The sequence below is a fragment of the Puia dinghuensis genome, from assembly GCF_014642875.1.
Taxonomy (GTDB): Bacteria; Bacteroidota; Bacteroidia; order Chitinophagales; family Chitinophagaceae; genus Puia; species Puia dinghuensis.
On the sequence record NZ_BMJC01000003.1, the window covers coordinates 376,005 to 391,585 of the forward strand.

Annotated in this window: 12 protein-coding genes; 10 read left to right on the forward strand and 2 right to left on the reverse strand. The window is 55.4% G+C overall.

Translation table 11 applies throughout. The annotated features are described in order from the left end of the window. The first annotated feature begins 5 nt into the window (after positions 1-5). Genes IEY39_RS14845 through IEY39_RS14870 form a run of 6 tightly spaced genes read left to right on the forward strand, consistent with a single transcriptional unit; the run spans position 6 to position 5,133 of the window. Positions 6-422: a PTS sugar transporter subunit IIA gene (locus tag IEY39_RS14845; protein WP_188932894.1), complete on the forward strand. Its 417-nt coding sequence runs from the start codon at positions 6-8 to the stop codon at positions 420-422. After that, positions 415-885: a PTS sugar transporter subunit IIB gene (locus tag IEY39_RS14850; protein WP_188932896.1), complete on the forward strand. Its 471-nt coding sequence runs from the start codon at positions 415-417 to the stop codon at positions 883-885. The genes IEY39_RS14845 and IEY39_RS14850 overlap by 8 nt, the downstream gene beginning before the upstream one ends. Position 886: 1 nt before the next feature. Then, positions 887-2,461, forward strand: a complete 1,575-nt coding sequence (locus IEY39_RS29810; protein ID WP_229688915.1) for a PTS system mannose/fructose/sorbose family transporter subunit IID — start codon at positions 887-889, stop codon at positions 2,459-2,461. Between the two features lie 50 nt (positions 2,462-2,511). Further along, positions 2,512-4,122 (forward strand): phosphoenolpyruvate--protein phosphotransferase, encoded by a 1,611-nt coding sequence (gene ptsP / locus IEY39_RS14860; protein WP_188932898.1) that lies wholly within the window; start codon positions 2,512-2,514, stop codon positions 4,120-4,122. Further along, positions 4,119-4,385: an HPr family phosphocarrier protein gene (locus IEY39_RS14865; RefSeq protein WP_229688916.1), complete on the forward strand. Its 267-nt coding sequence runs from the start codon at positions 4,119-4,121 to the stop codon at positions 4,383-4,385. The genes ptsP and IEY39_RS14865 overlap by 4 nt, the downstream gene beginning before the upstream one ends. A 1-nt stretch (position 4,386) precedes the next feature. After that, the gene (locus IEY39_RS14870; RefSeq protein WP_188932900.1) at positions 4,387-5,133 is read left to right on the forward strand and encodes a 6-phosphogluconolactonase; all 747 of its coding nucleotides are present in this window, start codon (positions 4,387-4,389) and stop codon (positions 5,131-5,133) included. On the opposite strand, the gene IEY39_RS14875 is transcribed toward IEY39_RS14870, so the two are convergent. Then, positions 5,117-6,835: a glycoside hydrolase family 9 protein gene (locus tag IEY39_RS14875; RefSeq protein WP_188932902.1), complete on the reverse strand. Its 1,719-nt coding sequence runs from the start codon at positions 6,833-6,835 to the stop codon at positions 5,117-5,119. The two genes, IEY39_RS14870 and IEY39_RS14875, sit on opposite strands and share 17 nt — an antisense overlap. 320 nt (positions 6,836-7,155) lie before the next feature. On the opposite strand from IEY39_RS14875, the gene IEY39_RS14880 reads away from it, so the two are divergent. After that, positions 7,156-7,506, forward strand: a complete 351-nt coding sequence (locus tag IEY39_RS14880; protein ID WP_188932904.1) for a chorismate mutase — start codon at positions 7,156-7,158, stop codon at positions 7,504-7,506. On the opposite strand, the gene IEY39_RS14885 is transcribed toward IEY39_RS14880, so the two are convergent. Then, entirely contained in the window at positions 7,507-9,804 is a 2,298-nt protein-coding gene (locus IEY39_RS14885) for a GH92 family glycosyl hydrolase (protein WP_188932905.1), read from the reverse strand. It lies immediately after the preceding gene. A gap of 84 nt (positions 9,805-9,888) precedes the next feature. Between IEY39_RS14885 and IEY39_RS14890 the strand changes: the two genes are divergently transcribed. From IEY39_RS14890 to IEY39_RS14900, 3 genes are read left to right on the forward strand one after another with little or no spacing between them, the layout of a single operon-like run. Then, complete coding sequence (locus IEY39_RS14890) at positions 9,889-12,180, forward strand: GH92 family glycosyl hydrolase (protein WP_188932907.1); 2,292 nt, start codon at positions 9,889-9,891, stop codon at positions 12,178-12,180. Position 12,181: 1 nt separating this feature from the next. After that, positions 12,182-13,561, forward strand: a complete 1,380-nt coding sequence (locus tag IEY39_RS14895; protein ID WP_188932909.1) for an alpha-L-fucosidase — start codon at positions 12,182-12,184, stop codon at positions 13,559-13,561. Between the two features lie 2 nt (positions 13,562-13,563). After that, positions 13,564-15,552: an amidohydrolase family protein gene (locus IEY39_RS14900; RefSeq protein ID WP_188932914.1), complete on the forward strand. Its 1,989-nt coding sequence runs from the start codon at positions 13,564-13,566 to the stop codon at positions 15,550-15,552. The last annotated feature ends 29 nt before the right edge of the window (positions 15,553-15,581 follow it).

Genomic DNA, 15,581 nt, shown 5'->3' on the forward strand with positions numbered 1-15,581 from the left:
GCAACATGAGAAAATATATGATTGTGAGTCATGGGGAGTTTGCCGGTGGTATCCTGTCGGCGTTGGAACTGATCACCGGGGCCTCATCCGGGGTGGCAGTACTGGAGGCCTATGTCGATGAGAACCGATCGGTGGAGTCAGCCATCGCGGAATTACTGCAGGGGGCCGGGGAGGACGAGGAGTGGATCGTTTTTACCGATCTGCTTGGCGGCAGTGTCACCAACCAGGTGCTGCGGGTGGCGGCGGAGATGGGGGTGGCAGGTTCGGTGCATATCGTTGCGGGTGTCAATCTCCCACTGGTGATCGAGGTGGTCATGGCAGACCCGGATGTGCCGGTTCGGGAGGTATTGGCGGAAGCGATAGACGTTGCAAGGGATCAATTGGTGTATGTAAACGATCTACTCCATAATAATAATGATTAAGCTATTTCGAATAGACGACCGGCTTGTCCATGGACAAGTGACGTTTACCTGGACTCCTGCCGTGGGCGCAGACTGTCTGTTTGTCGCCAACGACCGGGTAGCCAAGGATGAATTCCTGCGGATGACCCTTGGCCTGGCGAAGCCGGCGGGAGTGAAATTGATCATCAGGACGGTTTCCGATGCCATTACTCAGCTCACCGATGGTAAGATGAAGGACGAGGGGCTCCTGGTGCTGGTCGACTCCGTAAAGGATGCTCATGCACTCGCGATGGGGGTCGGGGAAGTGCGATCGATCAATTTTGGCGGGCTCCGGGCGAAAGCGGGCGCCAAACAGGTGTCGAAGGCCATTGCCCTTACCGCGAACGATATCCTGCTGATTCGGGAATTGATCGCAAAAGGGGTTGAATTGGAGGTGAGACAAGTTCCCACGGATAAGAAGCAACCAATTGAAAATCTACTTTGACGTGCTCACCTACTTACTTATTACACTGATCATTTTCTTTGGGCATTCCGAAGATCTGCTGGGAACGACCCTGCTGAGCCGGCCGCTGGTATTGGCGCCGCTTGTCGGTGGGGCGCTTGGCGACTGGCATCAGGGCATTGTCATCGGGGCTTCGCTGGAGCTGATCTTTATGGGCAATATCAAGGTAGGGGCCGCCATCCCGCCTGATGTTGTCACCGGCGGGGTCCTGGGGACGGCTTTTGCGATCATGTCCGGCAAAGGAGTGGGAATTGCGCTGGCCCTGGCGATCCCTATTTCGATCTTAGCCGAAATGTTGCTGAGCGCTTTGTTTGTCGCGCGTAGTGTGCTCAATAAAAGCTTTTCGCGACATGCCGGGGTGGGGGATTGGCGGGGCGTGCAACGGTTGCATGTGTTGTCGGGTTTTGCAAAGCCCTTGCTGATGGCCGTAGTTGGCTTTCTGGCCTTGCAGCTTGGGGCGGGGGTGATGAAAGCTTTCCTGGACAGGATCCCGGCCTGGGTGAACACGGGGTTGCAGGTAGCGGGCAATCTGCTGCCGGCGCTTGGATTTGCGCTGCTGATGAACCTGCTTTTCCATAAACGCGTTGCGCCCTATTTTTTCCTCGGTTTTTTGCTGGCAGCGTATCTCAAGCTGCCGCTGATCGCCATCGGCGGACTGGGAGTGATCATTGCCTTTTTGGTGACGCAGGAAAAGCCAAAGCCTGCTGTCGAAGAGGAGGAGGCTTCGTCGGAGTACGAGCGGGGTTCGCCTGCAAACGACCGGACGCCTGCGCTGAATAAGCGCGATCTGCGGCGCATCTTCTGGCGGAGCATGTTGCTGGAAGCCAATTTCAATTTCGAGACCTGGCAGAATACGGGATTTGCTTTCGCCATTTTGCCCGTGCTGAAGAAGTTTTATCCGTCAAAGGAATCCATGAGCGCCGCGCTGCAGCGGCATCTGCAGCTGTTCAATACCAGTACGTACGGGTGTACGCTGATCCTGGGGTTGACTGCGGCAATGGAGGAACAGAATAGCCGCGACCCGGAATTCGATGCCGAGTCGATCGATTCGGTGAAGTTAGGGCTGATGGGACCACTAGCGGGAGTATTCGATTCCTTGTTCTGGGGCACGCTAAAGATCATCGCCGCGGGTGTCGGGACTTCCCTTGCCCTTAAAGGGAATGGGCTGGGGGTGGTGCTGTTTATCCTGTTGTTCAATGTGCCGCATCTCTTGCTGCGCTACCGGCTCACTTTCATCGGTTATAAGGCGGGTACACGCTTCCTGATGCAGTTGTCGAAGAACAATGTCATGGATCGGCTCAAGGAAGGAGCGGCTATCCTGGGGTTGATGGTGGTGGGCGCGATGCCGGCCACGCTGATGAATATCCATACCCCTTTGTCGTTTGGAGAAGGGGCGGGTCTGCAGGGGGTACTCGATCAGATAGTGCCGGCGCTTTTGCCCCTGGGGTTGACCTTCCTGACGTATTATTTTATCAAGCGGGGCGTCAAAACGACGGTGTTGTTGCTGGGGCTGCTCGCATTGGGATTTCTGGGAAGTATCTTACACTGGATCATATGACACGAGGCGCAAGCCGACTGCATAACACCGTTGAAAATAATTTACTCGTTATGAAAGGCATCGGCGTTTCACCGGGGATTGCGATAGGCAGGGCCTATTGGCTGCGCCAGCGAGAAGCGCGGGTCAGCGGCATCGTGCTTGCGGATGCGGTTGCCGTCGAGGCGGAGAAGGTGAAGTATCGTGGTGCGGTGGTGGCGGCGATAGGCGAGCTGGAAGCGATGATGGCAACGGCGGGTAAGGAGGAAGCAGCTATCCTGGAAGTGCAGGTAGAACTGTTGCGGGACCCGGCCTGGGAGGAGGAAGTGTTCAGGCGCATCGGGGAGCATCTGATGCCGGCACGGGATGCGGTTTTATTGACGATTGCGCCCTTTGTGGAGATGTTCGAGAAAATGGAAGATGATTATCTGCGAGCGAGAGCGGCGGATATAAAGGATATTGGCTGGCGGTTGTTCCGGCAACTGGCGGGCTTTCCGGCCGGGCGGCATTTGCCGGATGGGAAAGGTTGGATCGTCGTAGCGGAAGATCTGACACCTTCCGACATGATAGGTCTCGACGCGGGTCGCGTCGAAGGTTTTATCACGCAGGCGGGGGGAAAGACCTCGCATACGGCCATCGTGGCGCGGCTCCGGGGGTTGCCGGCGGTAGTGGCGATGGGTAAGGCGTTAGTTGCGGTCGCCGATGGGGACGAGCTGGTGCTGGATGGGGAGTCGGGGGTTGTGTTGGTAAATCCGCCGGCGAAGGTGTTGGCGAAGTACCGGCGGAAGCGGAATGAATTTTTGCGCCGGCGACAAATGCTTGAATCCCTGAAAGATCGGGTTGCAGTGACGCGGGATGGAGTGCGGGTACATTTAGAGGCAAATATCGCCTCGGTGGAAGACATGGAACAGGCGCTCTCTTATGGCGCCGAGGGGGTGGGGTTATTGCGGACGGAATTGCTGTTCATGGAGAGGGACCAGCTACCAACGGAAGAAGAACAATTTACCTTCTATAAGAATGTGCTGTTGCGCAGTGGTGGCCGGCCGGTGACGATCCGGACGCTGGATATCGGCGGGGACAAGCCCCTGCCCTATCTGGGTCTGCCAAAGGAAGAGAACCCTTTTCTCGGCTACCGGGCGATCAGGATCTGTCTTGACCGGCGGGACCTGTTCCTGACGCAGTTGCGGGCTATCTTGCGAGCCGGGGTGTTTGGCTCTTGCCGGATCATGTTCCCGATGATCGGCAGCGTGGAGGAATTGCGGGTGGCGAAAGCTGTAGTTGCGGAGGCCCGGGAGACGCTGACAGTGGAGGGTGTTGACTTTGCGGCGGATATCCCTGTGGGGGTAATGATCGAGATCCCTTCGGCGGCATTGACGGCCGATCTGCTGGCGAAGGAAGCGGATTTCTTTAGCATCGGGACCAACGATCTTTGTCAATATACGCTGGCTGTAGACAGGATGAACGAGAAGATCGCCGCCTTATATGATCCTTTTCACCCGGCGGTGTTGCGGTTGATCCGGATGACGATAGAAGAAGGCCAGCGGGCGGGTATCCCGGTCGGGATGTGCGGGGAGCTGGCGGGGGATGTGGCGGCGACGAAACTATTGTTCGACATGGGTCTGCGGGAGTTTTCGATGGCCGCGGCTTCAATACCGGAAGTAAAAGCAATCATTCTTGGATTATGATCACAAAAGAATATCTGATCTTAGCGCCGGAAGGCATGCATGCGCGGCCGGCTACCGCGATGGTCAAACTGGCAAAACAATTCGCGGTGGTTGTGCAGGCAAAGAAGGGGGTTAAGACGGCTAAGCTGAATAGTCTGTTGAGCATCCTTTCGCTTGGGATCAAGGGTGGCGAAGCCGTTGTGCTGGAATTCGACGGGGTCGAGGAGACGGCGGCAGTGGCGGCCTTCGATGATTTTTTTGCGCAAAATCTAAAAGACTGGTAATATGAAAATAACCATCACGAAGAACGAACAGGAATTCGATGTGACGGCGGCCTGGCGGATCATCGGACAGATGCTGGCAAAGCCGGATGCGGTGATCGGGTTGTCGACGGGGCAAACGACCATCGGGATGCATGGCATTGTAGCCGCGATCTATAAGCAGTATCCTTTCGATGTTTCGCGGATCACGCTTTTTAATGTCGACGAGCTGACCAATCTCCCGCGGGAGTATGCGGGTAGTTGTTATTCCATCATCCATGAACAGCTGGTGAAACCGCTTGGAATAGCGGAGGAGAATTTTATCATGCCGCCGACAATGGCGGATGATTTTGTCGCCGAGGCGCGGTTGTTCGACCAGCGGCTGGCGGCCCGCGGCGGCGCCGATCTGCAAATGCTGGGCATCGGCTGGAACGGGCATATCGGCATCAATCAGCCGGGGACGCCGTTCGAGAGCGAGACCTGGGTCTCGCCGATGGACCCCATCTTTGAAGAAAGAGTCAGAAAGGAGACAGGAGTGGCAGCGGATCATGTATTGGGCGGGCTGACGTTAGGGATCAAGAATATCATGCAGACGAGAAAGATCGTGCTTATCGCTAAAGGAGAGCACAAGGCGGAGATCATCGAGAAGGCCATTCTTGGACCGGTGACGACGGATATCCCGGCGTCGGTGGTGCAGTTGCATCCGAATTGTGAGATCCTGCTGGACGCCGCGGCTGCGTCGCGGATACAGCGCTTTATTCCCTTGACATAGCCGTAACGGCCGCGAGGAACCAGGCGGCATGCGGCAACCATTGTTCGGTCCACCGCCATTCATTCCCATTGTCTTCCGTGCGAAAGTCGATACCGCTGCCGTCGCCGTGGTCTTTGCCGCCGGTGATGCCGTTGGAGATGCCGCCGCGTTGGGAGCCATGGCCGTAGTTGGAGTGCATGTAGGGGACATTCTGTTGGCCCCACCCGTACATAAAACACATCGAGTACGGGTTGCAGCCCAGTATCCAGGAGTATTGACGGGCGGCGTACAACTCCATCGAGTCATTTTTTAACAATCGATCGCCCAGTAGGGCCGCAGTCGCCAGCGATCCGAGCCGGGCATTCTCACCCTGCCACCACCAGCCCGTTTCGTTCTCGTGTGGAATGAAGAAGCCGTCTTTTACTTCGCCTTTATACAAAAAGCTCTGGCGCGCGTAACCAAAAGGGTTATCCACCTCATTTGTGACGCGCAGGTTATAGGCCAGTGCCTGCCGGATGGTTTGGATCGCTGCATTGCGATAGCCTGCCTCCTTTTCCTTATCGAGATACCGGATAAGCGCGACGACAGGCAGGCCTGCATCGGCGGCATGCCAGAAGGGGCGACGACCATCATCAGAAATGAAATAGCCGGCGGGCGTCATGCGGGCATTCAATTTTCCCGCGCGGAAGCGGGCCTGGTCGCGATAATAGCTGCTGTCGGTGGCGATCCATAATTCTGTCGCGGCCATCAGCGCACAATAGTCGTCGATAATATTTTCTTTTCCGTCGTCATCGTATTTCGTGTTGTTGACCACGAGATGAGCATAGGCCCGGCGGGCGGCGTCGAGGTATTGCTGTGCCGTATAGTCGCCGTTCTTATGCCAGCGGGAGATGCGGGCCAGGGCGGCGATGGCCATGCCGCCGCCTTCGCGGAAGGCGCACTGGTATTCGTCGGTGGTGACGCTGTTGGCGCGGAGGCCGACGACGCGGCGGGCGGCGGGGTCCTTCTTGAAGTAGGTGAAGATGGTCATATAGAAATAGCCTTCCGGCGACAGCGATCGCGTGATATAGTCCGCACCCCAGAGCGCTTCGCTGGTGAGGGAGTCGGCGAGTCCCCACTGGTGTAGTTGTTTTTGGAGGGTCTCACCGGTGTTGATCAGGCTCCAGGTGACGAGGGGTATCTGCTGGGGGGACATGAAGTTGGCGTAGGCCAAATGGGAGAAATATTTGCTTACATCGCCGGAAGCGTCGCACCAGCCGCCGTGGAGGTCGACGCGTTTGTCACTGCCAAAGAGCAGCAGGTGTTTGTCGGCCTCCAGTTCGGTGGGGGTGTTGGCGCGTTGCTGGTTGTAGTAATGCAGGATGGAGGAGATCAGCGGGCGGGCCCAATCGGTGTTGCCGATGGTGAAGAAGGCGGAGGAGATCAGCGTATCGCCTGCATCGACCGTCAGCCGATAGCTTCCGGGCTTATGGATGGTGGAGAAGTCGGCCTGATAGAATTTTTTGTTCGGGGCCCAGTCATTGACGGATTGAGCGGGGCCGAGCTTACCGCGGAATACGTTATGACCGGCGGCATCCACTACATCGAACACTCCGTCGTCCGTGTGCCCTGCGACGACCGCGATCTTTGGTACGTCGGGAGGAAAGATGGCCTGGTTGACAAATATTTGTGCGTGCAGAACAAAAGGAACTAAAAGCAACAACGTCGCGGCGTATCGGTTCATAGAATGTTTTCGTGGAACCAAATATCCCGTATTTTACCGTTATTTTGGTGAGAGGAGAATCCCTTATTTGAAAAGATAGAAACAGATGAAGGTCAGCAGCATTCCCAGGAGGAAGGAAGTGATCATATCTTTTGTGGTAATTTGGCGGTCTCTCATAAGAATTGAATATAATTTTCGCATGGGTATAATAGAGCAAGCTACATGCCGTTTGTAATAGATTGATTATCAATACCTATTCGGTTAATCAGGTTCCCAATTCGGGAATCGATGCTTTGATCCGGCGGTTATTTTTCTAATTTTGGGCAAACCAATCCATTTTTATGTATAAGAAGATCTTTTTTTCAGCAGGGCTTTTATTGAGTTTATTGGCAGGAAAGGCGCAGACAACCGATACGCTTGGTTATTATCGGAAGCAGATCGATACCCTGGATAAGCAGATCATCGATCTGCTGGGCGAGCGGATGAAGGCGGCGCGGGCCATCGGCATTTATAAATTGGATCACCATATAGGGGTCGTCCAGTCGGCGCGTTTTGAGGAAGTGTTGAACAATGCGATCAGGCGCGGTAAGGACCGGCAGTTGTCGGAAGAATTTATCCGCGCACTGTACAATGATGTCCATGCGGAGAGTATAAAACAGCAGGAGGCGCTGCAGGCCGAACACAAGAAATAGTTACTGGCCGCGCATCGCCGTGCCGGGCGAGGACATGGGGCGATCGCCGGGGGCGGCGCCAAATTGGAAATTGGGTTGGTCGCCCATGTAAAGGACGAGGGTGGAGCCCGCCTTTATCTCCTTAAAGTCGATGTAGGACTTAAGATAACGTGCCCCATTGAGGGTAGCTTTTTGAATATAGATGTTCTTCTTGCCGAAGTTGACCGTCTGCATTGTGAAGCGCTTGCCCTCCCCTACCTGTAGCACCGCCTTGCGCACCAGCGGGGTGCCAAAGACGAAGATTCCATTGGCGGGGTTGACGGGGTAGAAGCCGAGGGCGGACATGACATACCAGGCGCTCATCTGGCCGGCATCATCGTTGCCGCAGAGTCCGTCGTTCCTGGCGGTATAGAAGGAATCGGCGATCGCTTTGATCTTCTCGGCAGTCTTCCATGGGTAGCCGGCAAAATCATAGAGATAGGCGATGTGATGATTCGGTTCGTTGCCCATGGCATACATGCCGATGAGGCCGGAGATATCCGGTGAGGCCTGGCTGCCCATGGACTCGCTGACGACGAAGAGGCTGTCCAATTTTGTGACAAAGGCTTTGTCGCCACCCATCATCCGGATGAGCTTTTCTACGTCCTGCGGGACGAGCCAGGTGTATTGCCAGGCGTTGCCTTCGGTATAGTCACCCCATTCGTGGATGGATTGAAAAGGGTTGAAAGGTTCGCGGAAATGGCCACTGGCCAGGACGGGGCGCATGAATTTTGTCGTCGTATCGAAATAGCGGGTGAAAAGCTCGCCGCGTTTTGTATAGTATTGTGCGTCTTCGGTGCGGCCCATCTTTGCGGCCATCCTGGCGATGCACCAGTCGTCGATGGCATATTCCAGCGCCTTGGAGACGGACTCCCGCTCTTTGTCGGCGGGGATATAGCCTTCCTGTTTCAGATACTTCATTCCATAGTCATCGCGGGTGGAGGACGCCTTCATTGCCTGGAGCGCTACATTGGCGTCGAAGCCGCGGAAGCCCTGCAAATAAGCATCGGCGATGATGGGGACGGCGCTATAGCCGACCATGCAGTCCGTCTCACGGCCCTGCAGATGCCAGATGGGGAGTTTTCCCTGTTGGACATAGATGGCGAGCATGGTGTTGATGATATCATTGACGCGTTCGGGATGGATCAGCGTCATCAGCGGGTTGAGGGTGCGATAGGTATCCCAGAGAGAGAAGATAGTGTAATTATTATACCGCGCATGTTCGATCACTTTCCCGTCGACGCCGCGGTAGCTGCTGTCATGATCGTTATAAAGGGCGGGTGCGATCATGGTATGATAGAGCGCTGTATAGAATACCTTTCGCTGGTTGGTGTCGGCAGCCTCGATGGTGATCTTGTCGAGAGCCTTGCGCCATTTTTCATTCCCCTGGCGGACGATATCGTTGAAATCCCAGGCGGGGATCTCTGCATTGATGTTGGCGAGGGCCTTCTCCCCGCTGACGTTGGAGACGCCGACCTTTAGCATCACCGTGCCGGGGTTCGAGGCGAAGCTGATGAGACCTTTGACGGTGTCTGCTTCTAAGGAGCCTGCCTTTATGGGGTTGTCGCCGTTGATAAGGGCGAAGTCACTAAGCGGAAAGTTAGTACGGATGGCGAAATAAATCCGTCTGTCCTTTGCCCATTGGCTGGAGTTGCGCCAGCCGATGAGGGTAGAGTCGTTCAGCTTTTGCATATAGCCTTTCACCTGCGGATGCTGCCAGCCCGCATCGAAGTTGCCCTGCAGGAGATCGATGATAATATGGAATCGGTTGCCATCTTTTGGAAAGTGGTAGCGATGAAAGGCCACGCGCTCGGTGGCGGTGAGTTCGACCCCCACGGCATAATCTTTCAACCAGACGGAGTAATAGGCAGGACGGGCGACCTCGCCCCGGTGGTCGTAATGGGAGGCGTAGCCCGATGTGGGGTTCTGCTGCGTGCCGGGTTCGGTGCGGACGTCGCCGGTATACGGCATGATCAGGATATCACCGAGGTCGGGGATACCGGTGCCGTTGAGGTGGTTCTGGGCAAAACCTTTGACAACGTCATCGGAATAATTATAGCCTGAGCACCAGTCCCAGCCCTTATTGATATTGCTTGGCCCTACCTGTACCGCGCCGAAAGGAACGCTGGCGCCGAGGAAGACATGGCCGTGAGCGGCGGTGCCGATATAGGGATCGACATATGTTACGGGCGCTGCTTCTTTTGGCACGCGATGGATGGTTGGCTGCGCGGAAAGTATAAAAGGCATAAAACAAGCGAGGAGACCGGATATCAATTTCATCCGCTAAAGGTACCGCCACGTGGATTAGCAACAAAAATTTGAACAGGAATCGATACTTTGCGACGTAAAATTTTTGTAACCATCATGCTAAAAAAAGCCATTCTATTTAGCGCCGCACTTATTTTATTTGGCGGCGCACGGGCCCAGTGGGTCGATGTCGTACATGACCCCGTCGACTTTGTCAATCCCCTAATGGGAACACAGTCTACCGGAGAGCTGTCGGCCGGGAACACCTATCCCTCGATCGCTTTGCCCTGGGGGATGAATTTCTGGACACCACAGACGGGAAGGAATGGAGATGGCTGGCAATATACGTATACGGCGGATAAGATCAGGGGTTTCAAGCAGACCCATCAACCCTCGCCCTGGATGAATGACTTCGGAGAATTCAGCATCATGCCGGTGAATGGCGGAGAATTTACGGAGAACACAAGGGCTTCGTGGTTCACGCACAAAGCAGAGATAGTGAAACCGTATTATTACAGCGTTTATCTTGCCGACTATGATGTGACGACGGAGCTGACGCCAACCGAGCGCGCGGTGCGGTTTCGTTTCACCTTTCCCAAAACAGATAGTGCGCATATTGTAATAGATGCCTACAACCGCGCATCGTATATAAAGATCATCCCCGGGGAGAATAAGATCGTGGGTTATACTACCCGTAACAGCGGGGGAGTCGCGCCCAATTTCAAGAATTATTTTGTGATTGTTTTTGACAAGCCTTTTACTTCGACCAGCACATGGAGGGACAGCGTTCTTGTCGACTCACTGCAGCTGACCGACAAGCATGTCGGGGCCGTCGTTGGTTTTGCCGCTGCGCATCGCGGGACGGTGATCAATGCGCGGGTGGCGTCTTCGTTTATCAGCATCGAGCAGGCCGAGCAGAATTTATCGGAAATTGGCAAGGATGATTTTGCAACGGTGGAAGCGAAGGGCCGGGCCATCTGGAACAAGACCCTGGGCCGGGTGTCGGTAGAGGGGGGCACGATCGACCAGATCAGAACCTTCTATTCGAGTCTTTACCGGATGCTTTTCTTTCCGATGCGCATCTATGAGAAGGATGCGACCGGCCATATCGTCCACTACAGCCCTTATAATGGTAAGGTAGAAGCCGGGTATATGTTTTCCGGGACTGGATTCTGGGACACCTTCCGCGCCTTGTATCCTTTTCTGAACATCGTATACCCTTCCATCAACAAAGAGATGCAGGAAGGACTCGTCAACGATTATAAGGAAGGGGGCTGGCTGCCGGAATGGTCTGACCCTGGATATCGTGATGTGATGATCGGGAATAACTCCGCCTCCGTCGTCGCCGAAGCCTGGCTTAAAGGGTTGCGGGGATACGATATCAATACATTGTACGAGGCCCTGCTGAAAGATGCCAACGCGGAAGGCCCGATCTCTGCCGTTGGCCGGAAGGGCGTGAGCTATTATAACAGCCTGGGCTATGTGCCCTATGACGTCCATATCAACGAGAATGCGGCGCGCACGCTGGAATATGCTTATGATGACTTTTGCATCTACCGGCTTGGTAAGGCGCTTGGCCGGCCCGAGTCGGAGTTGGCCGTATATGCCCGCCGTTGCCAGAATTATAAGAACCTGTTCGACCCGGAGCACAAGCTGATGCGTGGGAAGAACCAGGATGGGAGTTTCGAGTCACCGTTCAATCCATTCAAGTGGGGTGATGCCTTCACCGAGGGCAACAGCTGGCATTATAGCTGGAGTGTGTTTCATGATATCCAGGGGTTGATCGACCTGATGGGTGGGAAAAAGGAGTTTATACAGATGCTGGACAGCGTTTTTGTAATGCCACCCACCTTTGACGACAGTTATTATGGGTTTGTCATCCATGAGATCCGCGAGATGCAGATCGCCGGGATGGGACAGTATGCACATGGCAACCAGCCGATACAGCATATGCTATATCTCTACGATTATGCGGGTGAGCCCTGGAAGTGTCAGTACTGGGTGCGGGAGTCGATGCGCAAGTTGTACCAGGCCACGCCGGACGGCTATTGTGGCGATGAGGACAACGGGCAGACCTCGGCCTGGTATGTGTTCTCGGCGCTGGGCTTTTACCCGGTATGTCCCGGCAGCGGACAGTATGTGCTGGGGACACCGCTGTTCCGGAAGACCGTGTTGCATCTGGAGAATGGGGCATCCTTTGTGATCAGCGCGCCGAATAACAGTGCGGCCAATATCTATGTGCAGTCGGCGCTGTTGAATGGGCAGCCGTATACGAAGAATTACCTCGATCATACTGCGTTGATGAAGGGCGGTGAGTTCAGGCTGACGATGGGAGCCACCCCGAACAAGGCCAAGGGCGTTGATGCCGCGGATTTTCCTTATTCTTTTTCAACGGACAAACAAAAATAAAATGACTCTGAAACACCTGCCGGTCCTTGCTGCAATCACCGCCCTGGCCCTCACCAGCCGCGCCCAATCGCTTCATGACTTGCAGCAGCAATTCGTCGACCTACGATTTGGCATGTTCATCCATTTCAACATTCCAACCTTCATGAACCAGGATTGGGCGGACCCGGATGCACCGGCATCGCTTTTCAACCCGGGGAAACTGGATTGCAACCAATGGGCGCGGGCGGCAAAGTCGGCGAATATGTCCTATGGCTGCCTGACGACCAAACATCACAGCGGGTTTTGCATCTGGGATACAAAGACCACCGATTACAATGTGATGAACAGTCCGTTGCATCGCGATGTAGTGAAGGAATATACCGAGGCTTTTCGTGCCGCGGGACTGAAGGTTTGTTTGTATTATTCCATTCTTGATACACACCACCGGCTGCGCCCCGGGTTTATCACGCGGCAGCACGTCGAGATGATAAAGGCGCAGCTGACCGAGCTGCTGACGCATTACGGGGAGATCACGGCGCTGATCATCGATGGCTGGGATGCGCCCTGGTCCCGCATTAGCTATGATGACGTGCCGTTCGAAGAGATCTATACCCTTGTCAAGACCCTGCAGCCACATTGTTTGCTGATGGACCTTAATTCGGCCAAGTATCCGCCAGAAGCGTTATTCTATACCGATATCAAATCGTATGAGCAAGGGGCGGGGCAACATATCTCTACGTCTACCAACCGGTTGCCGGCTTTGTCCTGTCTGCCGCTGAATTCGGCGTGGTTTTGGAAAACCGATTTCCCGGCGACGCCGGTGAAAGACCCCAGGATGCTGGTGAATGAGGATATCGTTCCGTACAATAAGATCTATGACAATTTTATTCTTAACGTAGCCCCCAATCGGGATGGCCTTATCGATGACAATGCGCTGGCGGCGCTGGCTTCCATTGGTCGCCTGTGGAAGAACGAGGGGCCGTCGAATCCTTTGCCGCCGACGGAGGCGCCGATCATTTCCTCTAACCTGGCCAAACATCAGCCGGCCAATGCAAGCTGGAGTGATGATATGAATATCATGGATTTTGGCAATGATGATAATTTTCACACCTCCTGGCAGTCGAATGTGACGGTGAAGGCGCCATGGTACGAGGTTGAGCTGGGACGGGAGAAGGCGTTGAATATGGTGGTGATCACCGAGGATAAGGCAAATATGAGTGCTTACCGGCTGGAAGTGCACAGCAACGGGGCGTGGAAGCCGTTGCTGACGGGGTCTCAGCCGGGTCGGGTGAAGATTCACCGGTTTGCGACGGTATATGGGGATAAGGTTCGGGTGTTGATCGATAAATTCGATACGCCACCGGCAATTGCCGAAATGGGTGTATATTATGAGCGGAGGTAATTATGAAAAAATTTATCTTTTTACTGCTGAGCCTGGGCAGCTATTCAGCCGGCATGGCGCAGGACAGCGCGCGCTTCTTTTTGCACAAATTCGCGCAAAACATCGGCCAGGAAGTGTATTACCGCACCATCGGGGATAGTGGGGTGCGTTATACCGTTCATTTCAAGTTTGTCGATCGGGGGCAGGCCGTGCCATTGGAGGCAGTGCTGACGGTGGTGCCCGGGAACTACACGCCGAAAAGTCTTTGGATCAAGGGGAAGACCTCGCGGTTCTCGACCATCAACGACAGCATCGTTCTGCATGGAGAAAGTGCGTGGGAACGAGTTGGCGATACAGCTTATGAACATAAGATGAGGGAGCCGGCCTTTCCCGTAGGCGGGTATTCGCCGGGGACGGTGCAGATGGTGTTGCTGCAATATTGGAAGAAGCGTGGCCGGCCGGCGCATCTGCGATTGCTGCCGGCGGGTGCCGTTTCTATCTCATCGGCGGGTTATGATACGCTGGGTTTTAGCGGGCAGCGGCTGGTGTTGGAGCGGACGGTGATCAACGGGCTGGTATGGGGGAACGAACTGGTGTGGACAGACCAGGCGGGCGGGCTTGTCTGCCTGATCACCAACGATGCAGAGGGTGACAAGCTCGAGATGATGTTGGACAAGTATGAATTTTTGCTGCCCGAGCTGATCGGGCGGGCGGCGACATATGGGATGCAGTTGTTTGCAGCGGAGATGAAGGGGTCGGCTGCGGCGAGTGATGCGGGCGCACTGGGGCATGGCGGGTTGTTGGCTATCGTTGGCGGGAAGGTGGTGGATGTAGCCACGGGTGAGACCACCCCCGACGCTGTGGTGCTGATCGGGAATGGGAAGATCAGAAAGGTCGGGACAAAGGCTGCGGTTGCTGTCCCGGCGGGGGCGAAGGTGATCCATGCGGAAGGCAAGACCATCCTCCCCGGGCTTTGGGATATGCATGCACACTTCGAACAAGCCGAATGGGGCCCGGCCTATCTTGCCGCCGGGGTGACGACGGTGCGGGATTGCGGCAATGAATTCAATTATATCAATGCGGTGAAGCGGGCTATCGATGAAGGCGTCGGGGTAGGTCCGCATATCCTGAAGGCAGGGATCATCGACGGTCCGGGACCGCTGGGTCTCGGCATCATCCGGGCCAGCACTCCACAGGAGGCGGTGTGGGCGGTGCGACGCTATAAAGACAGCGGGTTTGTACAGATAAAGATCTATAGTTCGGTGACTCCCCCCGTTTTGAAGGCCATATGCGACGAAGCGCATCGGATGGGGCTTACCGTTACCGGTCATATCCCGGAAGGGATGAACCTGCAGCAGGGCGTGGATTCGGGGATGGACATGGTTAACCATATCCAGTATGTAGGACCGATGCTGGCCCGGACGAAGGACAGGCTCACGGACTGGAATGATCCGAAAACAGCGGCGGGGCTTGACTTCATCAAGGAGCATGGGACGGTGATCGACCCCACGCTCGGCGTATTCGAGCTGGTCTTCCGGTCGGTGAAAGACAGCATCACCGGGATGGAGCCGGCGTTTGCCACCCTGCCTCCACCGTTGCAGGAGTTGTTTGTCAACACGGGGATGCCACCAGCGCTGGCAGAGAAATACAAGGCCCTTTTCAAGGACATGGAAAAGGAAGTAAAAGCCTTGTATGATCGGGGCGTGCCCATCGTCGCGGGTACGGATATGGGATTCCCGGGCTATAGCGTGGCGCGGGAGCTGGAGCTATACGTGGATGCGGGGCTGACGCCGTTGCAGGCCTTACGGACGGCCACGGTGGTACCGGCGCTGGTGATGAAACAGGCGGGTGTGAGTGGATCGTTGCTGCCCGGGCGGGCCGCCGACATAATCCTTGTCGATGGCGACCCGCTGCATAATATCCACGATATCCGCCGGGTAAAGCTGGTGATAAAAGATGGGAAGGTGTATGATCCGGCGCAGCTGCACCGGATAGCCGGGTTTTTGAAGTAGGAGGCTTCGTGGCGGATGTACGGCTCAAA